This is a genomic window from Aureibacter tunicatorum (assembly GCF_036492635.1).
GTDB classification, from domain to species: Bacteria; Bacteroidota; Bacteroidia; order Cytophagales; family Cyclobacteriaceae; genus Aureibacter; species Aureibacter tunicatorum.
On sequence record NZ_AP025305.1, the window covers coordinates 3,779,800 to 3,802,615 of the forward strand.

Annotated in this window: 19 protein-coding genes; 12 read left to right on the top strand and 7 right to left on the bottom strand. The window is 40.1% G+C overall.

Annotated features, from left to right (window positions below):
* Nucleotides 1-2 precede the first annotated feature (2 nt).
* The 3 genes from AABK36_RS15870 (at nt 3) to AABK36_RS15880 (ending at nt 6,476) form a co-directional block, all read left to right on the top strand.
* Nucleotides 3-2,465: a hypothetical protein gene (locus AABK36_RS15870; RefSeq protein ID WP_309940365.1), complete on the top strand. Its 2,463-nt coding sequence runs from the start codon at nt 3-5 to the stop codon at nt 2,463-2,465.
* A gap of 20 nt (nt 2,466-2,485) precedes the next feature.
* Nucleotides 2,486-3,964: a hypothetical protein gene (locus tag AABK36_RS15875; RefSeq protein WP_309940363.1), complete on the top strand. Its 1,479-nt coding sequence runs from the start codon at nt 2,486-2,488 to the stop codon at nt 3,962-3,964.
* Nucleotides 3,965-4,088: 124 nt separating this feature from the next.
* Entirely contained in the window at nt 4,089-6,476 is a 2,388-nt protein-coding gene (locus AABK36_RS15880) for a type III secretion system effector protein (RefSeq protein WP_309940362.1), read from the top strand.
* Between the two features lie 636 nt (nt 6,477-7,112).
* Here AABK36_RS15880 and AABK36_RS15890 read toward each other — a convergent pair.
* The 4 genes from AABK36_RS15890 to AABK36_RS15905 form a co-directional block, all read right to left on the bottom strand.
* The gene (locus tag AABK36_RS15890) at nt 7,113-7,982 is read right to left on the bottom strand and encodes a helix-turn-helix domain-containing protein (protein WP_309940361.1); all 870 of its coding nucleotides are present in this window, start codon (nt 7,980-7,982) and stop codon (nt 7,113-7,115) included.
* A 147-nt stretch (nt 7,983-8,129) separates the two neighbouring features.
* Nucleotides 8,130-8,666, bottom strand: a complete 537-nt coding sequence (locus AABK36_RS15895) for a hypothetical protein (RefSeq protein ID WP_309940360.1) — start codon at nt 8,664-8,666, stop codon at nt 8,130-8,132.
* Nucleotides 8,667-8,892: 226 nt separating this feature from the next.
* Nucleotides 8,893-9,675, bottom strand: a complete 783-nt coding sequence (locus tag AABK36_RS15900; protein WP_309940359.1) for an SDR family NAD(P)-dependent oxidoreductase — start codon at nt 9,673-9,675, stop codon at nt 8,893-8,895.
* A 93-nt stretch (nt 9,676-9,768) separates the two neighbouring features.
* Nucleotides 9,769-10,671 (bottom strand): helix-turn-helix domain-containing protein, encoded by a 903-nt coding sequence (locus AABK36_RS15905; protein WP_309940358.1) that lies wholly within the window; start codon nt 10,669-10,671, stop codon nt 9,769-9,771.
* Nucleotides 10,672-11,182: 511 nt separating this feature from the next.
* On the opposite strand from AABK36_RS15905, the gene AABK36_RS15910 reads away from it, so the two are divergent.
* From AABK36_RS15910 to folE, 4 genes are all read left to right on the top strand, one after another.
* A complete protein-coding gene (locus tag AABK36_RS15910) occupies nt 11,183-12,475 on the top strand; it encodes a porin (RefSeq protein ID WP_309940357.1) in 1,293 nt (430 codons plus the stop codon).
* Nucleotides 12,476-12,585: 110 nt separating this feature from the next.
* Nucleotides 12,586-13,263, top strand: a complete 678-nt coding sequence (locus AABK36_RS15915; protein ID WP_309940355.1) for an NAD-dependent epimerase/dehydratase family protein — start codon at nt 12,586-12,588, stop codon at nt 13,261-13,263.
* 123 nt (nt 13,264-13,386) lie between these two features.
* Nucleotides 13,387-13,809 carry a MerC domain-containing protein gene (locus tag AABK36_RS15920; RefSeq protein WP_309940354.1) on the top strand — a complete coding sequence of 141 codons (423 nt, stop codon included), beginning with the start codon at nt 13,387-13,389 and terminating at the stop codon, nt 13,807-13,809.
* 18 nt (nt 13,810-13,827) lie between these two features.
* Nucleotides 13,828-14,505, top strand: a complete 678-nt coding sequence (gene folE, locus AABK36_RS15925; RefSeq protein ID WP_309940352.1) for a GTP cyclohydrolase I FolE — start codon at nt 13,828-13,830, stop codon at nt 14,503-14,505.
* Between the two features lie 47 nt (nt 14,506-14,552).
* On the opposite strand, the gene AABK36_RS15930 is transcribed toward folE, so the two are convergent.
* On the bottom strand, nt 14,553-16,742 hold the full coding sequence (locus AABK36_RS15930; RefSeq protein ID WP_309940350.1) for a GAF domain-containing protein: 2,190 nt from the start codon (nt 16,740-16,742) through the stop codon (nt 14,553-14,555).
* A gap of 265 nt (nt 16,743-17,007) precedes the next feature.
* Between AABK36_RS15930 and AABK36_RS15935 the strand changes: the two genes are divergently transcribed.
* Nucleotides 17,008-17,844 (top strand): helix-turn-helix domain-containing protein, encoded by an 837-nt coding sequence (locus tag AABK36_RS15935; RefSeq protein WP_309940348.1) that lies wholly within the window; start codon nt 17,008-17,010, stop codon nt 17,842-17,844.
* 90 nt (nt 17,845-17,934) lie between these two features.
* Nucleotides 17,935-19,062 (top strand): chromate efflux transporter, encoded by a 1,128-nt coding sequence (gene chrA, locus AABK36_RS15940; protein WP_309940347.1) that lies wholly within the window; start codon nt 17,935-17,937, stop codon nt 19,060-19,062.
* A gap of 41 nt (nt 19,063-19,103) precedes the next feature.
* On the opposite strand, the gene AABK36_RS15945 is transcribed toward chrA, so the two are convergent.
* Nucleotides 19,104-19,283 (bottom strand): hypothetical protein, encoded by a 180-nt coding sequence (locus AABK36_RS15945; RefSeq protein ID WP_309940344.1) that lies wholly within the window; start codon nt 19,281-19,283, stop codon nt 19,104-19,106.
* The gene (locus AABK36_RS15950) at nt 19,276-19,614 is read right to left on the bottom strand and encodes a hypothetical protein (RefSeq protein ID WP_309940342.1); all 339 of its coding nucleotides are present in this window, start codon (nt 19,612-19,614) and stop codon (nt 19,276-19,278) included. The genes AABK36_RS15945 and AABK36_RS15950 overlap by 8 nt, the downstream gene beginning before the upstream one ends.
* 183 nt (nt 19,615-19,797) lie before the next feature.
* Here AABK36_RS15950 and rlmN point away from each other — a divergent pair, with 183 nt between their 5' ends.
* From rlmN to kdsB, 3 genes are read left to right on the top strand one after another with little or no spacing between them, the layout of a single operon-like run.
* Nucleotides 19,798-20,850 carry a dual-specificity RNA methyltransferase RlmN gene (gene rlmN, locus AABK36_RS15955; protein WP_309940340.1) on the top strand — a complete coding sequence of 351 codons (1,053 nt, stop codon included), beginning with the start codon at nt 19,798-19,800 and terminating at the stop codon, nt 20,848-20,850.
* A gap of 9 nt (nt 20,851-20,859) precedes the next feature.
* Nucleotides 20,860-21,819: a KpsF/GutQ family sugar-phosphate isomerase gene (locus tag AABK36_RS15960; RefSeq protein ID WP_309940338.1), complete on the top strand. Its 960-nt coding sequence runs from the start codon at nt 20,860-20,862 to the stop codon at nt 21,817-21,819.
* Between the two features lie 14 nt (nt 21,820-21,833).
* Nucleotides 21,834-22,598: a 3-deoxy-manno-octulosonate cytidylyltransferase gene (gene kdsB / locus AABK36_RS15965; protein WP_309940336.1), complete on the top strand. Its 765-nt coding sequence runs from the start codon at nt 21,834-21,836 to the stop codon at nt 22,596-22,598.
* Nucleotides 22,599-22,816 lie beyond the last annotated feature (218 nt).

The following is a 22,816-nucleotide window of genomic DNA, read 5'->3' on the forward strand; positions in this document are numbered from 1 at the left end:
TAATGTTTGCAAGGGAAATCCAATATACAGACGCTAAAAAGTGCGAAGCCCCCGCTTCAATATCAAGAGGCCTCTCCAAGACTCCTCCGTCTATGCATTGCTCGATTCCTTTGCAAGCTTTATTTTCCCGAGAACATTATTTGAGCTTTCAAGAATCTCCTAAGAATCCTTTTATGTCGGGAGTAAAAGATGTTGGAAAACTGCTGGATAAATACCACCATTTCGAAGTAACATCAAGAACTCTCTCAGATGTTGATAAATTCAAGCACAAATTGCTTATTCTCTTTAAGATCGAAGTATTAATCAATGAATGGACCAAAGAAAATAATATTCAATACATCGATCGATTTTGCTACCCCAATCTCCATATGCAACAACTGGCTCTTCGAGAAATTCAGTTGGAGCGAATGGTGCTTATGAAACAATTAAAAGCGAACGACGAACTAATGCCTGCTTTTTTTCAATATTACGACCCTACCGCCATGTTGACTAGAAGAGAGGATGAGATAAGGGCAAGCAGAGAAATGCTTCCTGTCTGGAATCACTTAACAAGAGGCGGAATCCGTCCGACGCATGATATGGATACATCCCAAGACTTGCTGGATGCTGAATTGATGTCCAACCTTTCAATATTGCTCCTCACAGATCCGGGCAAGCGTTTGCTTATGAAAGTCTTTGAAGCTCAACATGCCCGAACCGACTTGAGAAACCGAAGAGATATGGACAGAGTGCGAAGAAATCTTTTCTTGATGAATCAAAAAATAGGCGACTCAAGGCAATTGACTCCGGGAAGTTATGTAAGCGGAGAATGCCAATATACCGACTTCTCCATTGAAATGCCTTTTGCATGGGAGACAGGAAGGTACATGTCACCCAAGAGCCGATTCATGAGATCTCCTCGTCCTATGGAAGAGTCTTACTTGACTTTTCACCCTCCATATCTTCAACTGGCCGTTGTGCTGGAAGAATATCTAAGATTGATGGCCGACACGTCGGAATTCAGAGGTATATGGCAAGCCGGTGTAGCCAAAAACTATCATAAATTCATAGCTACAGAATGCGGTTTGCCAGAATTCTCAAAGATGCAAGAACTTCCAATGATAGACACTTTGCATACCGAACAAGCGAAGACAAGCGAATGGATGCTAGTAGAGCCATATGATATCGAAGAAAGTTTGCCCCATTTAAATGACTTGGAAGTCACATTGCCCACGGCCAGATTCATACCCGCAGGACAACATCCTCAAGCATCGTTAATGAGCGGCTTTAAAAGCGTTGACATTGCTTTAGAGGCTGCTCCATCCCCTCAAGCGAGCTTTATGCCTCCATTGCCTGAAGTTGATGTATTCGATGCCTCCACAGCTGAAAAGCCTGATGTTCTGAAGCGCTTCGACAGTCCAGCGTTTAAATGGAATATTTCACCGAGCTCGGATTGCGGCGCGTCTGAATTAGTGGATGTAACAAATCCTCTGGAAAAACTCATCGGACAAGTGAACGTATCCACTCCTATGCAAGGGAATCGATCCATGGTCTTCTTTTTAACGGACGAAGCAGGCAATCAGCTCGTTTTAAAATTCCTTAAAGAAGGCTCGTTTTCCGAAGATGCGAGCAAAGAAGCCATTGCCGCCAATTTCTTGAAAACATTCAGCGGTCCTTCACTTCAATCTCAATCATGCACAATGGTTAAGCCCTCAATGCCTTCATGGAAAAGCTTGTTGTCTAAACTGAATGAAGATTCGGAAAGCAAAAAATTAGTTTCCGAATACAGAACCTCTCTGGCCAAAAGTTTGCCCTTTATATTGGTCATGGAAAGAGCCAAAGGGAGCCCGTTGGATGTGAAACATGTCAATTATGGAAATTCATTGAACTTCATGCATGCAGCTGGACAACTGGCATTTTTCGAAATGCTAATGGGAAACCACGACAGAATATTTGGAGGAATTTATAAAATGAATCTGCATTATGACGCTATAAACAAGGTACTTCATGCGATTGATCATATCATTTGTCCCGGCGGAATGTCCTCATGCCTTGAATTTGCAAAAAACCAACGTGTAAATATGTATCAGGAGATGGAAGATGCTCAAATGAATCCGCTTTTTCATCAAAGGCTTATGATGAATTATAGGTCAACCTTCAAAATACTGTATCAAGATTTTATTAATTGCAAACATATTAGCTTGTCTGCTTGGGTCATGAACAGATCAAACTCTAGATCAAGTTGTGTTCATTTTTCAGATAGATTTATATTTGAACTTGGCTTTATAAGCTCAGCATTGCACTTTTTAGATCAAGAAGCAGATCTTGGCATACTTCGTTCCCATGACTTCAAGGGCAAAGACCAGACCATAGCCATGTTTTTGGAAGCTTGCGCCGTGGTGAATGGCGTAACCCAAAACTTCAAGACACAGCTTGAAAAAAGAATTAAGGAAGCAATTCCCGATAGTTCTAAATTACTGAAATAAACCGATTGATCGAGATTTAAATGAGAATTTACGAATCATATCGCCACCTCAGTCAAACAACTTTACATGCTCGAACAAACAGCTTGAGCAAAATGCCTCCTCAGCACCCCATTCAAGGGATTTTTGAACCTGCCAAAACAAAAAAAGACACACAGGCAATTCCTTGGGCATCCGTCAAAGACAGAGAAGAGGCGCATACAGTCGCTGTAAATGAAGGCACTATGTTGGTCTTCGACGATGTGCAAAAAGGCAAACCCATTTATGATGACTCTGGACAAGTTTGGGTCAAAACGCTCCTTCCTCAGGGAGAATTCGCAATGAAGCTGTCAGATCTCAACTTAGACTTGGATGACAAAGACAGTAGCTATATATCCATGATTCGGTTTCTTAGAAAAATTTGGGCAGGCTTGCCTTTAAATCTAATGAATTGGTCAAAGTCATTTCAAACCATGTGCTATCGCATTGCCAACTCTTATGACACGCCGGTTAAACCCAAGCATTCTGAAGGTTATACCTTATCAGCAGATGATGTTCAGACTTGCATGTTGGAATTATTTAAAACCTTGAGTCTGGATAAAATAACTTGGCAACATGCTCATCATTGGGAAGTTTTGGAATTAACTCCCCCTCAATTCAAAGAAATGAAACTGCATAAAAAAGGTTTTTATCATATCAAAAACCCCAACTTCTTGGCGATAAGGGAAGCCCACCCATTTCCATCAAAAATATATTTAAGTGTCAAAGGCGACTACATTGAGCCGGCGCTCAGCTTTGTATACCATCGATTTTTTAGAAAAACAAGCACAATCAAAGTGTCTCCGGGAGCGCAAGCGTTAAAGCGAAAAGAATCCATCATATTATATGTCGCGGAAAAAGCGCTATTGGATGATATTCTCGACGAACTAGGCGAGTTTTTCAGAGATCATGAACACTGGATGAATGATGTCGATATGCCATTCACTCAAAAAATCGCCAAAGGAGTCTGCTGGGGTGATGATCCTGAAGTTGGATATCTGGATGGAAGATCCTATATGACGGACTTAAAGCCCAATGCTTGGGAACACTTCCTTGAGCAAACAGACACCTCGGATTTACTATTGGATGAAGATGATGAATTTGAAACAATGATGAAAACAGATTTTGATGAAGCTAGAGATTTTATCAGCAAAATGACCTCCGATGATATTGACTACAACAGTATTATGAATTTCGTTCGACTTTACAAAGCTCTATACGGCCAAGACATTCAAGATAAATTTGATGAGCTTAAAGCTGCTTCCAAATTTCGTTCAAAACCCGGACATGTCACTTCCCCGGACATTCAAGGTGCCAAATCTTCGCTGGTTTCCTTGCGCGCGGGACTGTTGGGCGATGTGCTGGAAGAGAAAATACCTATAACCTTTGAGGAAATGTATCTAAGATTTATAGAGAAGCTGTCGCAGGCGCATATTGACTGGATGCGTCCCCATCTGAATGCAAGACCAAATAAAGAGAAATAAGTTAAAATCAACTCTGCAGTTGTATTGCAATACAAAAGAATAAAACCTCAATGGTATTAAATCAAAACATAAAAGACGCTGTTGTCTAAATATGACCACTTGCAATAAGAACAGTTAATCATTGATGTTTTTAACCAAAGCCGACAAACAAAATAAACAACGAATTTCGAATACAAGAAAAGGGATTTCTATTTCGCCACAAACAACTAAACTTCCCATTCAACGCTATGTCTACGTCGGAATTGACAGCATCACCCCTATCAAAAGCGCTTGCGAACTGCCTTATGCCATTATGCAAGAAATAGATAGATGTTCCGAAAGCGAAAAAAAGGAACTTCTGGATGCTCTTGAAGAAGCTTTGACTGATCCAGACACACCAATACGCATTCATGAAGACTACACTTTAGAAGATATAAAGGCTCAACTCTTTCTCTGCAATCGCTCTGTCGACACAATATCTAAAAGCTACAAGCCTGGCGATCTCATTGTCGCGACGAGCAAAGGTCGGAAATTGCTCGAACCGAGAATTCCCGTTGCTCCTAATCAAGAAATCCCTCCATTTGTCGAAGATACTCTAAAACTTCTCAAGCTCGATCAAGGAAAGATCGAATGCGATACCTTAAGAAGCAAACCCGAATTATACCAATTCGCCATATGGCTAAGGCAAAACATGCCTGCGCTAAAACACGATCATAGTCGCTTAGAACTTAACTTATGGCTTCAACTGGCCAGACAAAGAGCAATGCACTTTTTCACTCGTGTATCACATAAGCATTCTCGGGTATTTCTGATGATGGAGTTTATTGATGAAGCTCAGCTTTGCGGTCAAAATGTACTCGAAACAGACCATCTAGATCCAGCTTATTATGACGTTTTGAAAATCCATGACCAATTTCTATCCTATCAAGGTTTGAAACCTTACTCTGGCAATGCGATAGTATTTGAAAATATGGAAATGGTAAGACATGGAGCAAGTCTCATGCATTTATGGAAAATGAATTATGGCCATAGTCCCTTGGAGCCTGACAGAATTCTATTATCAGGAAGAGACGAAAGGCCTTCTTTGATCCTCAAGACTGATAAAGCACAAGCTTCGCCTGTCGACAAAGATCCTCATAAAGCACAAAAAGAAACGCACGCTACATCTGGAATGGAAGGCTTTGAAGAACTTTCGCGAAAGGAGCTTAAAGCTGCTGTCTTCGACGCTTCGATCTGCCATGAAATGCTTAGCTATCCACAATTTGTGGAAAAACTTGAAGCAGAACATGCACCCAACTTTCCTCAACGACGAAAGTTAGTCCCTGAATTGCTTATGGTTGAAGCAGCTCTTCAAGAATATGATATCGTCAAGCATAACGCTAAGCTATTGCAAGCTCAAATCAAACAATTGGGACAGCCCGATTATCCGTCCTCAGCACATCAGCGAAAAAGAGAAAAATTAATCACAGCCGATATGGAAATCTGCCATCATAGATTGGCTTTATTGGACGAACTAGAACATCAAATATACGCATGGCATAAGCGGTGCCCGGTATTAAGCTTAGCCCTGCCTCCTTTATACCATAAGAGTCTATTTCTGCTATTGGAAACTTTGCACAAGGAACATGTGAAGCTAACAGCTTATATGATACAAAGAAGACACAAGCTTTGGTTGCCGGATAAAGAAACGCTCTCCAAACAGCAAAATGATCATGTTCAGTCCACATGGAGAATGCTAAGCGGGGATTCCGAATCATCAGAATTCATCAGCAATATAATGTTCACTGGCAGAATTAAATTCAAAACAGTAAAAGAATTTCATGCTTTCGTCATGAGTTCCTTTTCAAGATTACTAGCTCGTCCATTTGGCAGAAAGCTTGTCATGGATATTCTTGCCAACCCTGACCATAAAGTATATATTTATCCAACATCATATTATGACGAAGATTCCAGCAACTGCGCGCATTCAACAGGGTGGGGAACCTCTAAAGCGACAGCCAAAAGCCGATTTTCCAAAGAAAATCCTTTTGCGGAAGTTACGCCTTCTGAAAAGCATGGCGGCAATATTGAACTTGTCTATCCAAATGACGAATTAGGAGTTGGACTCGGAGAGTATTGGTCTATAGTCAAAGATACCGAAACCCATCATGAACATTCCAAAGCTATGCGCAAAGATGAAAAATCAAGCCGATCCAAAAAGTTATTAAAAGAAAAAGGCTACTATATTCCACAAAGCGGCAATTATATATTGAAACCCTCCTTTGTGATTTTAGGCCATGAATTGGGACATGCAAAAAACTATTTTGAAGGCACTTCCCGAACAAATGTGCATAAAGAACATTACCAAACAGATCCAGACCTTATTCCGTGGAGAAATAATGAAGAACACTATGTCATCACACAAATTGAAAACTCCATAAGAGAAGAGCATTCTTTGCCAAATCGTCAATGGCACACCAGCCACCCAATCAGCCTTGCTGAATTCATCTCCCATCCAGAATTTCATAAAAAACAAAAGAAATTTCTGTGGTGATTTGTCCTTTTACAATGCTTCATTATAAATTGAGTTTTTATCCAGAGATTCAAAACAACATACAGAGCTCTTTGAATGCCAAGCTAGATCTGAAAGCAAACTTCATTTTCATATAAATACAAGCTTTACAGCTGTATCATTAGCAAAGGTTCCTTATCATTTATTAATTGAATAATTCGAGAAGAACACTTATTATATGGCTAGTATTAGTCACGGTTTAAATTATTTACGAAGTATTAATCTCATAGCTATCCCTAGCTTATAATCTTAATTTATCAGAATTCCATTTTTAAGGATTATTGATGATGTAATTCGCTATTTTTTCATGTGATTCAAGATTTCGGATGATATGTTCATAATAATTTCGTTGCCAAAATCGTCTATCAAACCGTTTCCAATTTTTGTTTTTAACACCATTGATATATGCATTGGTCGTCATCGTTTTAAACCAACCGACAACCGTTGCGAAGGGTACGTTATTATTTGGTTTCGGGTATTCGCGTGACGTCGAATGGTTATTCCAATTTGGGTACCTTTACCTCTTTATGAAAAAATATCAATCGGTAATTATGAAATTCAAATAGCACAATACAATTGTGAACGATGGGCGAAAGACTAGAAATATAGCCACTTTAACTATGTTCCTTCATTCTGGTAGTTCAAACGGTACTCCATGGGCGATATGCCAGTCTTTTGCTTGAAGAATCTATGAATATGCTGAATCTCCGAAAAATTAAACTCATGGGCAATCTCGCTCACCGTTTTGGCTGTATGAATCAATTTCATCTTGATCTCAAAAAGCAACCTTGACTTGATAAAATCAGTAGCTGTAATATTGAATTGGGATTTGACGGCTTTATTGATTGCCACACGGCTGAGATTCATCATGGAAGAATAATCCTCTACTTTATGATCTGTGTAAATATGCTTTTCGACAAGCTTTCTAAACTGATAAGCCGTATTATCCAAAGCAATCGCATGGTCTATATGATTGTGCTCGGCGTATGCGCGATTAATCGTAATCAAAATATTGTACAATATGGAACGAATCATATGGGCGCTGTCGCTTTGGACATGCAAGATCTCTTGTCTTATATCACTCAACTTGCCCATCGTATCCTCAAATAAAGGTTTGGATATTGGCATAGACAAAGGATAAGTCGTCTGATAAAAAAACAAAAGCCTGTAAATAAAATATTGGTCCGAGAAAAAGTCGTTGAGAAAATCTTCTTGAAACACCATGAGCTTTCCTTCAAATTGATCAGAGCTTAAATGCCAAGAATACTTTTGATCTTGGGAAATGAATATAAGGGTGCATGGCTTCAAATCAATCTTGCTCTCATTAAGCTTCAAATATCCTTCCGCCTGCTCAATAAAGTAAATTTGAAAAAATCCTGCCGACTGCGTTTCCGATGTCATTTCTATAGCGCACTTGGATTGCAAATCGATGACATTCATTAAGAAAGTGACATTGCAAAGTGTCTTGTTGAATTCTATGTATTTCATAAGGTATGTTCCCGGCCTGTATATAACATTTCTTTCATTTTACCGATGAACTCGCTCAAATGTTGCAAAAACAATAAAGTCAAATACTTGAACATTAATAAGAAACAAGGATAAAGCACGTATCCACATGCTTTTCTTGTTGTTTTACTAGTTTCTTAGCCTTTCAAAAAGCGAAAGAAACCTCTGCTTAACCATTCCAAAATCCTCAAACTGAAACAAAGGAGATGAATAAAGCTCGCCCTTGACAGCTGTCATTTCCATATTCATATAATGCTTGAATTCATGATAAAGCAAAGTATTGTCAACGCTATTGATTTTATCTCGGTCTTCCTCGCTCAAACCTCTGGATAAATACTTCCCGTAAATCTTTTCCTGCAATCGCTCTTCGATTTCCAAATAATTGCCCAATTGAGCCTTAATCGGCCGAGTAATGTCCGCCAAATAAGCTTCGCTTCCATCATGAAGCAGGCATGCCAACGACACATGATCGTCATAACCTCTTTCTATTGACTCTTCGCAACAAAATATGGCATGTTGTCCTACCGAATAAAATTCAGGAAAGTGGCCATTTGCCCTGCACATCATCGAAAGCGCATGAGCAATATCTTCAATGGCGATACTGTCTTCGGAAGGATCAAGAGGTTTGATGAATTTCTTGCTGTAAGTTGAAATAATGCCTGACATTGCTTTTCTATTTTTTACCAAAATGTATGATACCGTAACGAATATAACATTTGAGTATTTTTAAAAAGCAAAAGGAAAAATAAAAAACGCATCCACTAATGATTAATGAATGCGTGTGTTAAAGGCAAAACGATTATTCGAATCAAATAAGATGCACTAAAACAAATAAACAAACATCAAATTCCAAAACTCATTATCATTTCATCATGCATATTAAATACATGTCTTATTCATTCACTTTCTGCATATTATGCACTTGCTTAAGTATCGTTTTCTTTGGCATAAAAGGCAAAAGCGAAAACGATATCTTCTGGCTAAATGTCAAGCCCGATATCACATCCAACTTTCCTTGCATCATGCCTTTGTATCCGTCCTCGGCCACTGATCTAGCGGATACGGCTTGCTCAAAAAGAGCAGTTTTATCCATACCCGAAGTGCTTGCGAACTCTGTTTCCGTCGCTCCCGGCATCAATGTCGTCACCGTGATATTTGTGTCGCTAAGTTCTTCAGCCAATGCATTCCCGAAAAAAGTAACATAAGCTTTAGTCGCATAATACACAGCTTGAAGCGGGCCGGGAATAAAAGAAGCTGTGGAAGAGGTATTGAGAATTCTGCCGCTATTCCGCTTAACGAATTCCGGCAAGAAGAGATAAGTCAATTCCGACAATGCCAGCATATTGAGCTGCATCATCTGGTATTGCCTGTCCCAAGACAGTTCATGAAACTTGCCTCTCAAGCCAAAGCCTGCGTTATTAACCAAAAACTCAACCTCAATTTTATGGGCTCTGACTTCCTCATACAGCTCTTTCGCTGCCCCCGGCACGCTCAAGTCCTTAGTAATGCAGATTACATTTAGTTTATATTTTGAAACCAGCTCGGCCTTAAGCTCCTCAAGCTTATCCGCCCTTCTGGCTACTAGTATCAAATCTCCGCCTTTTTCAGCATGAATTCTTGCAAGCTCCTTGCCTATGCCGCTGCTGGCGCCTGTGATTAACATGGTGTCTTTCATGGTCTTTGGTTTTTAATGATATGACAAATATCGATATCGCAATAATTTTTCCATGACACAAAATGCGGAAGCAATAGCACAAAATGCGGAATGTTAAGCCATTCCGCGATATTCCTTTGGTGTATGCCCTGTTTTAGCCTTGAAAAGCCGGGTAAAATAATGAGGATAGTTGAAGCCTAGATTATACGCGATGTCGCTTACAGAATCGGAACTTGCCATCAACAAATGCTTGGCCTTTTCCACAACAAAATCATTGATATGGTCTTTAGGCGACCTGCCTGTTTCTTTTTTGACCAAATCGCTGAAATAATGCTGCGACAAATGCGCTTTTTCTGAAAAATACTGAATGCCCGGCAAGCCTTCTTCCAACTGAAGCTGATGATTGAAATACCATTTCAAATCTTTTTCGAATCGCTCGACCACACTCTTGTTTTGACTGACACGTGTATTGAATTGCCTTTCATAAAACCGCGAGCAATAGTTCAACAACAGCTCAAGACTTGAAACAATCACACGTTGGCTATGATTGTCTATTCTTTGCTCATATTCATGTTTTATATTCTGAACGCATTCATTGACTTTTGACTCTTCACTTGCCGACAAGTGCAAAGCTTCATATACTTCGTAATTAAAAAAAGAATACTCATGAATAATATTGCCCAGATGCGTATTGCGTATCAAGTCCGGATGAACGAAAAGCATCCAGCCCGCTATATCTCCTTGACTGATTGTCTTGGTAGTTCGATATACTTGCCCCGGAGCTGAAAAAACCATGACACCTTCGCCAAAATCAAAAGAATTGCGGCCATACTCCACTCCGCAACTCTTATCCTTAAGCGAGATCATATAAAAATCATAGATTACCCTATAGTCAACTTCGCTTTCGCTTATCGAGATCAGCGATGCATCAACCAGCGACACCAATGGATGCTCGGGCTTAGGAAAGCCCATCAATTCATGCATTTGGGTGATTGACTTTATTTTTATCTCCTGCATAATACCTATTATTTGGCTATAACTTCAAATATGCCGAATAAGCTCAAATGAACTTAACACAAAACGCTGATTTTCCTCATAAAGCTGATTTTCACGTCTATTTTAAGACGGTTGGATAAGTGAATTTTCATTAATTTTTCAAAAAAATATATTTAGTCATATTTCTTTTTACAATATATCAATTTTAAAAGCAAGCATATCAACCTCTTTTAATGATCATTCTGTTAAATCAAGAAAATCCAAGAAGTATTCCACGAAATTCAACATCAATACAATTAAGATAATAAATGAACTTAACATGAAAACAACACTATATTAAAACTATATTATTATCGAATAAATAAATTTACTTATAAAAAAATATTTTATTATAAGTAAACCTGATTGGAGTGTAAATTACCTAAATGTTAAGTAAAGGTTCTCAACAGTTAATACTATGACTTTTGACATGTATTGAGCGTATTGCATGTAGCTTCTTTGTACCAGTAAAAGAATACACAAAGAAATTGTCATGAAGAGATCTCTTTTATTGATCATATGCCTTTTGTGCCTATTAAGCTTTACTGAACAATCGTCAGCGGCCGGCCAAGAAAAACCCGAAGAAGAAAAGAAATTCAGCCTATTCAAGAAAAACAACTCGCAAGAGGAGGAAACAGAAGAGGATTACGAAAAAAAACCTTGGTATCAGAAAATCGGACTTAGCGGGTATGCTCAGATTCGCTACAATGGCTTGTTCCAAACCAATCCCGACCTGAGAAACGAACAAGGCGACAAGGGCATCAATGGATCTCCAAGTTTCTCATTCAGACGAATCCGACTTAAAGTGGCAGGATTTGTCCATCCTAGAGTATATGTTTACATTCAGCCTGACTTTGCTTCTGGCGGAGATAATTCAGCCCAAATAAGAGATGCTTACTTCGACTATTACTTAAACAAGGAAAAAACATTTCGAATAAGAGGTGGGCAAAGTAAAGTGCCTTTTGGCTTTGAAAACCTTCAATCTTCCCAAAATAGAATTGCCTTGGACAGAAATGACGCTATCAATAGTGCGTTTTCAAATGAGCGCGACCTGATGATGAGTTTTTACTGGACGCCTAAAATCGTCCAAGAGCGTTACAAATTCCTTAATGACAACAACCTGAAGTTCTCCGGTGATTACGGTATGTTCGGATTCGGTATCCTCAATGGACAGACAGCCAACAAACCGGATGAAAACGGCGGCAAGCACATCGTAGCCAGATTCAGTTATCCTTTCCAATTCAAAAATGGCCAAATCATCGAACTTGGGGTTCAAGCTTACACGGGACAATATGTAACGACTAACGTTTCAGACAGCGTGTATGTAAAGCAAAGCAACCCTGAAGCGCCAAAGGTGCTCGCTAAAGGCGCCAACTTTCTGGATCAAAGAATGGCATTCAGTTTTATCATGTTTCCTCAGCCTTTTGGCTTGCAAGCGGAATACACCTTTGGCCAAGGCCCTGAATATGATCCGGAGACGAATACTATCGGAGTCGAAAATCTACATGGCGGGTATGTGCAAGCTATGTACAAAGCCGATCTAGGGAAGCACTCCTTCATTCCTTTTGTCAAGTACCAATATTATGACGGAGGTAAAAAACATGAGTTTGACGCAAGAAGCTATACGGTAAATGATCTGGAAATAGGTTTTGAGTGGCATCCCAACAGAGCATTTGAGCTAACAGCAGAATATATGATCTCCAACAGAAGGTATGAGGACTCTGAATTTCCAATCAACCATCAAATAGGAAACCTGCTTAGGATACAAGCTCAAATAAACTTCTAAAGCGAATCAAATGATATTGCAATTTATTTGCAAAAACGCTTCTGTGGTTATACATTTTGGTTTTTCTCAAGTTAATGCTTTGAACAGTATTGAAAACAAAGGACAAACCTATGAAAGTAATCATCACAGGAAGCACCGGAATGGTCGGCAAATCAGTCTTAATGGAATGCTTGGCTAGTGAAAATGTCGAACAAGTTTTGTCAATCAGCAGAAGTTCTGTCGGCATCGAAAACCCCAAGCTAATAGAAGTCATCCACAAGGATTTTTCAGATTTCTCAGCCATCAAAGAGGAGCTGAAAGGCTACGACGCTTGCTTTTACTGCATGGGAGTCTCCGCGCTAGGCATGAATGAGGAAGACTATACTCGAATCATATATGGCATGACCAAAGCCCTCGCGGACACGCTTTTTGAGCTGAACAATCAACTCGTCTTCAACTTTGTATCCGGAATGAGCACGGACAGCAGCGAACAAGGAAGCGCCATGTGGGCAAGAGTCAAAGGCAAAACCGAAAATATGATTTTGGCTATGGGATTCAAGGATGCTTACGCATTTCGACCGGGAGCTATTTTTCCCGAAAAAGGGATCAAATCCAAAACGGCTTGGTACAATATTATTTACACCTTATTGAAGCCTTTTTTTCCACTGCTCATCAAGTCAAAATCCGCTATCATGAGTTCGGATATCGGCAAAGCCATGATCAACGTGGTGCTCACCCCCTATCCAGACAAGGTTCTGGAAAATCACACTATCAAGGAAATCGCAAAAAACAAATACCCCGAAGCTTAATATAGCGGCGGCTTTTTTAATTAATTTATGATTTTTATAAACACTATAATAAGTTGCTCCGTATGATAGAATTAATAAACGCAACATAGTTGCATTTAACTTAAGATCAGCTAAATTGCACTTATGTTGCAAAAATTAAATCTATCGATGTATCTAAATCAAAGATCAGACATCTTTGGCGCTATGGCTAGTGGACTTTGCCTCATTCATTGCATGGCTACCCCGTTGCTTTTCATTGCTCAGACATGCTCATCCACATGTTGCGATTCAAGTCCATTTTGGTGGAAGTCGATCGACTTTTTGTTCATAGCGATATCGTTTATAGCGATCTATCAATCCAGTAAAACCACTTCAAAGCATTGGGTCAAAGTAGCGTTTTGGGCGAATTGGTCCGCGATGCTATTGGTCATCCTCAACGAGAATATTGCATTGGTGCAACTTCCTGAGCTCTCCATTTACGCATTAGCGACCAGCTTGATCTTATTGCATATCTACAACAAGAAATTCTGCCAGTGCAAAGCGAAAAAGTGCTGCATTGGCTCCTGAAATAAAACCAAATAATACATGGACAACAATCAAATTGAGTTACTGGGAGACAATCACGTATCGACTAGTGTGGAAACTCCACTAAGACCGGATGCTTTCGAAAAGTCGGACAGTGAGAAAATCAAAAACATTCAGGGGCATTTTTCCAACATCATGGAAGAACTTGGCCTTGACTTGACTGACGATAGCCTTTCAGGAACTCCCTATAGAGTTGCTAAAATGTTTGTAAAGGAACTCTTCTATGGTCTTAATCCTGAGAACAAGCCTAAATTGTCTACTTTCGAAAACAAGTATGGGTATAAGAAAATGCTCGTGGAGCAAAACATCACCATTGATTCTTCTTGCGAACATCACTTTCTTCCTATCACAGGCATTGCTCATGTAGGCTATATTCCTAAAGACAGAGTTATCGGGCTGTCAAAAATCAATCGTCTGGTTGCTTATTATTCGCATAGACCACAAGTGCAAGAAAGACTTTGCCTCCAGATACTTACCGATCTTCAAGAAACGCTTGGGACCAAAGATGTGATCATAGTTATCAGCGCCAAGCACCTTTGCGTTTCTTCCCGTGGCATAAAAGATAAAAACAGCTTGACCACTACCATTGAATACGGAGGAAGCTTTGATGACATTGCTGTTCGAAACGAATTTTACAAGCAAATCAATAACTTCCAACCCAACAATTTGAACGTTTGATCTTTATCATAAGCTCCGCAACTTGAAGCGGAGCTTATGACTCAAAATTATCGCCCAAGTTCCAACATCGATTTCGAATCATTCTGATCTATGATATCCTCGGAAATGTTATTCACAAGCAGAATCACTCCATCAACACCGCCTTCATGATATACAGGAACTACGGAAATTTTGCACATCAATTTAGTGCTCGGCATTCGATCCGTTATTTCTTTATGATAACCTCGCATGCCTACTTCCAGTATATCCATCCAAAATTCCTTGGAGATTTCCGGAATCGCATCTTTGATCTGATCCCCCTCATTTACTTTAAATCCAAACGGCAACAACCACGTTTGCAAAGCAGGGGAAATGAACATTACTCGGTACTCTTTATCCACTGACAAGCATAGCTCTTGCTGAAAATTCATGAACACCTCCAAGTGCCTGTTCTTTTTTCGACTGACCAACTCCATCTTTCGCATCTCTTCTTGGGTCACGCTAAGCTCTTCCAGATTTTGTCTGAGATCCACTTCCTGATCTTCCATGCGTTGCTTATTGTTCTCGGACTGCTCCAGAAGCCTTTGAGTCTCTTTATAAGCCAAAGTCATCGCTATGCTCGAAGACATCGCCTCCACTGCTTTATCAACAAACTTTCTCTCCAATTCTCCCATGACATGAAAAGAAGCCAATTCCAAAACTCCCTGCACAGTATTGTTATGCATTATCGGCACTACAATCAAAGAACTTGGATTGACATTGCCCAGTCCTGAAGTAATTTGAATATACTCTTCTGGCAAATCCGTCAAATATATTCCTTCTTTATCCCTAAACACCTGACCGACCAAACCGTCTCCTTCTTCGATTTTCATATGCAAGTGCTTCTTCTTGTCATACGCGTACATAGCCGCAAGTTCCAAATATCCGTTTTCGGAATCTTTGCGATGCACGAACAATCCCCCTTGAGCAGCATTAACAAAATGTATAATAAAATTCAATGCTTCATTGGCCAACATATCCAGATCATTATGCTTCAACCTCAAAATCTCGCTAAAATCAGCAATAGCTTGAGACAATTTTTGGTTATGCGCAGTCTCTTTCCTCATTCCCTTCAAGGCATCTCTCATTTGCATCAAAGCCTTGGCCATTTCATCTTTATCATGCTTGACGGTAAGCTTGTTTTCCAGGTTTCCTCTGCCTATTTCTTGGGCGAAGTCGACGACTTCGCGAAGCCTGTCCACCATTTGCTCAAAAGATTTTCGAAGCAAAATAAACTCCTTGGTATTGCTTACTCTCAAGTCGTCAGCCATTACGATTTCTCCACGTCCCACTTTCTCAGATGTCTTAGCCAAAGACACCAAATACCTAGAAGTCCTTTTGCTCATAACAAACAATACTATCCAAAATATCAATGACAATCCACCCAACGTAATCATCACTTCAAAAACAAACGTTTTCAATATAGGAGAAATCACTTCATCCACTGAAAAACTTGAAATCAAAAAGAAGTCGGTTCCTTCTATCGAGGAAATGAACATGGAATATTGTTCTCCTTGATATTCGAATTCTTCAGAGGAACTTCTTAGCGCTTTTTTGTCAATTCCCCATGCTTCCAACAAAGCGACTTCTCTGACATTATTCAGTCGCTCTTCATATTTCTGACGATTGTATAACAACAAATCCCCATTCGCATCAGCGATAAACACATGCCCGTTTTCACCAATTTCATTTTTAAATATCTCCCTAGTGAAATCTTCTATGGATTTATAGGCATATAAAATAGCGACCGGCTTTCCCTGCTTGTCAAAGAGCTTCAAATTCAAATACAACTTTTTATCCTTGGCTTGAAAATTCCAAAACTCTCGGCCTGGCGAAGGCAAAAAATTGTCTCTTAACCATTTGACTCCTTTGTTCTGGCTTGCGTCAGGAAGAATTTGACTTCTATGAATCAATACATCTGAATCCAACAACAATATTCCCACATTCTCAAATGCGTCTTTATTGTGGCTAGCCATGTTCAAATGCTTTTGAATATCATTATAGGAGTCAGGGTTTCCCTCAAAAACCATTTCCATCAACTCCATATTCTCCTCATACTTCATCAAGGACAAATCCATTCTCAAAAAAAGATTCTCCACTTCATGCAAAGTATTCTTATTGACAACCGGTTTGTACTCATTGACAAAAAAATCAAAAGCAGTAGTATTGATACTAAAGCCCACAAAGCCTATAAGCAAAATAGTTGTCGCCACCATCATGCTTCCAAAATTGATTATCTGTTTACTCCTAAAAGATAAATTCCTTGAAAAAAAATTGCCTTTGTTCATCTAGCGTTTTGAATAGTTAATGTATCTGTGCTCTAAAAAATATCCCTACAAGCAAAAGTAAAGACAAAATAATACTGATCAAAACTTTGAATAATATTAAAGCATAAGCATGTTTACAAAAATTCTCCCGACAGTATAAACTTTTGATTCTATAAACTAGTTGTATTAAATTGTATCGGTGACCAATAACTTGAAAATGCATCAACCGCTCGACATCAAAGACAAATCCAGTGACAAGAATTCCATAAAGGTGGAAGCTTTCAGAAAACATGTTCGCACAACTAAACCTCATAAGCACAACAATTATTTCGAGCTTATTTTCTTAAGCCAAGGCCATGGAACTCACGCCATTGATCAGGAGAAAATCGACATACAGCCTCCAATGGTTTTTGGCATAGGAAAGGAGCAAATTCATTACTGGGACATGGATGCTGAGCCAGAAGGATATGTGATGATATTTCGAAGCGATTTTATAATGAACAGCCATGACAAAGCACTTCTTGAGCTAGCCAACGAGCTGTTCTCGCACTCGCATATTCTACTCTCCAAAGACGAGTCCATTACACAGTTTTTTTCATTATTGGCAAAAGAACTTAAAGAGCTCACTGTATCTCCCTATGTTGTGGAAGGATTGCTCAAAGCCCTTTTCGGCAAAATTCTTCAAATGGCATTGCATATAAAACCCACGCAGGACAAAAGCAAAAACCTGTATCAACAGCTTGTCGATTTGTTGATCGAAAACAAAGAATACGATCGCAAGGTGGAAAACTACGCGGAACTGCTTAACACCACCCCCCAAAACCTCAATGCCATTTGCCGTAAAATCGAAAACTTGACCGCAAGCGAAGTCATAGCCGCTCACATAGTCAAAGAAGCCAAAAGACTTCTAGCTCACAGCAACAGCTCTATCTCGGAAATAGCCTTTCACCTTAACTTCAAAGACAGTTCGCACTTTGTAAAATATTTCAAGAGACACGCTCAAGTAACTCCAGGAGCATTCCGGTCTTCTTCCCTTATAGAAAAACGCAACTAGTCAGACATTATAACATACCGTAGACTTTTCAAACAGACCATGTATAGCTTTGGCCATCCACTACCTTTGCAATGAACCAAAGCTTTAACTATGAATAGACATAAAAATCTACCCGAGCTGGCAAAGGTAATGTTCAAACTAGGTTGCATAGCATTCGGAGGTCCTGCCGCTCACTTGGCCATGATGGAAAAAGAAGTCGTGGAAAAAAGAAAATGGATGACTCGGGAACACTTTTTGGACCTTATGGGAGCGACTAATCTCATTCCCGGCCCGAATTCAACACAAATGACGATGCATTGCGGGATGGAACGCGCCGGGATACTAGGCCTCTTTATCGGCGGACTAGCATTTATATTGCCTGCTGTTATCATCACTGGCATTTTCGCCTATTTGTATGTCAAATTCAGCCAAGTGCCTCAAGTGGAACCCTTCATTTACGGAATACAACCAGCTGTAATCGCCATTATTTTCTCTGCGGTAATGAAACTGGCGCCAAAAGCATTCAAAAATCGTGAACTTTGGATTCTTGGAGCAGCGGCAATGACGGCCAGTTTGCTTGGCGTCAATGAGATTGTATGTCTTCTATCTTCAGGAATCATAGGAGCAATTTATTTCTGGATCAAGGAAAATAAGATAACAGCATTGAATTCTATCGCGCCTTTAGTGCTCATGCCATTGGCAAGCGAGGAAAACAGGCTATCGATGATGTCAATATTCGGAATGTTTATCAAAATAGCCATGGTGCTTTACGGCAGTGGTTATTTGCTATTCGCTTATCTTGATGCAGAATTTGTTGCAAGCGGCTGGATGACCAAACAAGAATTAATGGACGCAATCGCTGTTGGGCAGTTCACGCCAGGGCCAGTGCTTTCGTCAGCGACATTTGTTGGCTATCAATTAGGAAGTGTACAAGGCGCTATATTCGCGACACTAGGTATGTTTTTGCCGTCTTTTTTATTGATTCTGGTCCTGAATCCTATCATTCCCAAAATGAGAAAGTCCAAACCGTTCGCGCTCTTTCTAAACAGCGTTAACGCTGCCGCTGTGGCCTTGATCGCCGCCGTATTGATCGACATGGGCTTGGAAACACTCACTGATTGGAAAACGATCGCATTGGCAGCTATGGGCATAGGACTTAGCCTAACATTAAAAAACATCAACTCCATGTGGCTGGTGCTGGCAGGCAGTCTGGGTGGCTATGTTTTAAGTTTTCTATAGCCTGCCATCCCGCTTTTTGAGCCATAGCGTATTGCGAAAGCTCAATTCATTCGCTTAAAAAACTTCCAAGCATTCATTATCAAAAGAATGAATATTGCGCCGGGAATGACCAATAAAAACAACAGCATATTGAACTCCACATAAGTCAAACCCAATAGATTAGCCGCATTGAGGCAAAAATCCGTCAAATACCAATACAGCCAGTCAATAGTTTCATCCATAATTTTTTCTCAATAAATTAATCAGCAATAACAAAGCAATCGCAGGAACGATGATCACATAGACCAAAAGGTTCATTTGCTCATAAGTCAGGCCTAAGGGATTCTCTCTTAACATCAAAATATTCTTCCGATATAAGCTAAACATCACTTTCCAAAAGAGATTGCCGTGCTCCGCATCGCCATGTTTGATTAATTGATGCTTGCAAACCACATTATGGCAATATCTTGTGCATTTTGATTCTTCAAAAGCTGAGATTTGAGGAGCAGCAATCTCATTAACCAAGATCAATACGCTAAAAACACATGCTAATAATATCAGAATCACCCTCATTTGAATTTCCAGTTCAGTTATGGATTCGCAATATATGCAAAAGGCATCATAGGAGATAAATTTTCCGAAAGATCAAACGCGCAAACAAGCAATCATATCATTAGCATATAATTTTCCACATTCAACATCGTTTTATCTATTAGTTTATTTTCAGAAGGCCTTTGGCTTATGTAAATTTGTGACATGACAAGCATTACCACAAAAAAAGATATTCGTAAACTGACTGCTGCGCAGATCAAAAAATTCTTTACAGAGAATGGAGACAAAGCATTCCGCGCCAAGCAGGTGCATGAGTGGCTTTGGAAAAAAAGCGCCAAGTCGTTTGACGAAATGACCAATCTTTCGCTTAAAACCAGAGAATTACTTAAGGAGAATTTTGAAATACTGCCTGTTCAAGTGCATAACTATCAAGTAAGCAGCGATCGCACGATCAAGTCGGCCTTCAAACTGCATGACACGCACTTGGTGGAAGGCGTATTGATTCCTACAGAAGATCGTATGACAGCTTGTGTGTCTTCTCAGGTAGGTTGTTCATTATCCTGCAAATTTTGCGCGACCGGATATATGGACAGGCTTCGTAATCTCGACGCGGGAGAAATCTACGACCAAGTAGTGCGCATCAAAGAACAAGCGGAAGAAAATTATAACCACCCTTTGACAAACATAGTGTACATGGGAATGGGAGAGCCATTGCTTAACTATGCCAATGTGTTGAAGTCGGTGGAATATATTACTTCTGAAAAAGGCTTGAACATGTCGCCTAAGCGTATCACGGTGAGCACAGCCGGCATCGCTAAGATGATCAAAAAGCTGGCTGACGACGAGGTAAAATTCAACTTGGCGCTATCGCTTCATGCTGCTAACGACGAGAAGCGCGACAAGATCATGCCTATCAACGAAACCAATACTTTGTCGGCGCTATCAGAAGCGCTTCAATATTTCTATAAAAAGACTAAGAATAAGATCACTTTAGAATATATTGTATTTTATGATGTAAATGACTCGTTGCAAGATGCCCAAGAGTTGTTCGACTTTGCTAAACGCATTCCTTGCAAGATCAATATCATTGAGTACAACCCTATAGCAGAAGCAGATTTTGTAAATACTGAACAGGACAGACTGGATAAATTTGCTGCATTTTTGGAAAAGAAAAACCTTACTGTCAATGTAAGACGAAGCCGTGGAAAAGATATCGATGCGGCATGCGGCCAGTTGGCAAACAAGGAATCAAAATAGACTAAGACTGTGGAGACAATAACATCAAATATAGTTCAATACGCCGAAAAGGTATTTGAAATAGAAGCAAAAGCAATCGCTGACTTGAAGAAGAATCTCACGGAGGATTTTGAAAAGGCAGTGAAGGAGATATTGGCCGGAGACGGCAAGCTGGTGATCTCAGGAATGGGAAAATCAGGAATCATCGGTAAGAAAATCGCCGCTACGCTGGCAAGCACAGGCACGCCGTCGTTTTTTATGCATCCCGGAGAAGCATTTCATGGAGACTTGGGCATGGTGACTCCTGAAGATGTTGTGATCGTGATTTCCAACTCAGGGGAAACGAATGAGATGTTGAACATCATTCCTTTCTTCAAGGACAATGGCAATACGCTTATCGCCATGACCGGCAATCCTGAGTCTACTTTAGCAAAAAATTCGAATTATCACCTGAATATAGCGGTGGAAGAAGAAGCTTGTCCGCTTTCATTGGCGCCAACGTCGTCTACTACGGCGACTTTGGTGATGGGAGATGCTTTGGCTGTTGCTTTGATGTATGAAAGAGGCTTCAAAGCGGAGAATTTTGCTAGATTCCACCCTGGAGGAAGTCTTGGAAAAAGATTGCTTACCAATGCTTCTACCTTGATGAAAAGTGAAAACTTGCCGATCATCAGTAAAGAAGACAACACGAAGACGATTATCGCCAAGATTACAGAAGGCAGACTTGGTCTGGCTATTGTGATGCAGGAAGAATCTATCGCAGGAATTATCACTGACGGAGACATTCGTCGCGCGATGGAATCCAAGGAAGAAAACTTCTTTCAGTTAACGGCTGAAGAGCTGATGACTCCAAATCCTAAAACGATTGCTTCTCAGGCTAAGATCGCTGAGGCTGAAGAACTGATGAATCATTATAAGATAAACTCTCTGTTAGTCGCTGAGGACAACAAGCTTCTAGGCGTATTGCAGATTTATGATATTAACGTTTAAATCCATTGACTGAAATGAAAAAAATCGTAGTCATACCAGCTCGCTTGGGATCATCGCGTTTGCCGGAAAAAGTCATCCTTGACCTTGCCGGCAAGCCTGTAGTGCAGTGGGTTTACGAAAGAGCCTTGTCAGCGAATTATATTGACGAAGTATACATCGCTACAGACAGCGAAAGAGTCAAAGAAATCTGCCTTGAGTTTACTGAAAATGTTATCATGACTTCAGAAGCCCATCAATCCGGCACAGATCGCATTGCTGAAGCAGTGCAAAGCATTGAAGCTGATGTGATCATCAATGTGCAGGGAGATGAGCCTTTGATCAGTCCGGAGGTGATTGATCAGTTGGCAGGGCAGTTTGACGAAAACCCTGACTTGCAAATGGGAAGCGTCAAGACTCCGATCAGCAAAGTCCATGATGCTTTGGATCCGAATGTGGTCAAAGTTGTCACTAATGCCGAAGGCTACGCTATTTATTTCTCCAGAAGCCCGATACCTTATCCAAGAGATCTATTTGACAGCCTGCAAGGTGTAGAGCTTCTTCCTGAAGACCTTAAATACTTCAAGCATCTGGGAATATATGGCTACACCAAAGATTTTATTCAGAAATACAGTCAACTGACACCAACGTATCTGGAAACGACGGAAAAACTGGAACAGTTGAGAGTCTTGGAAAATGGATACGCTATCAAAATGGTTGAAACCGATTACAGTCCTGTGGGAATTGATACGGCTGAAGACCTTGAGAAAGCTCGAAAAATCATGGAAACGTTGGAAGTCTAGTCAATTTCCTGTTTTCAAGTATTAAATTACCACTTGAAAACAGCGAAGTCCCCCTTAGAAGGGGGTAGGGGGATGTTCTGTCAAATATCTCTGAGATTAAATATATATAAAAATCTGTAAAAGGTTTATAAAGTATTAATTAGGTTATTCTCCCTTTAAAGGGAGTTAGAGGGATGTTCATCATTACGCACTACATCCCCCTTCGCCCCCTTCAAAGG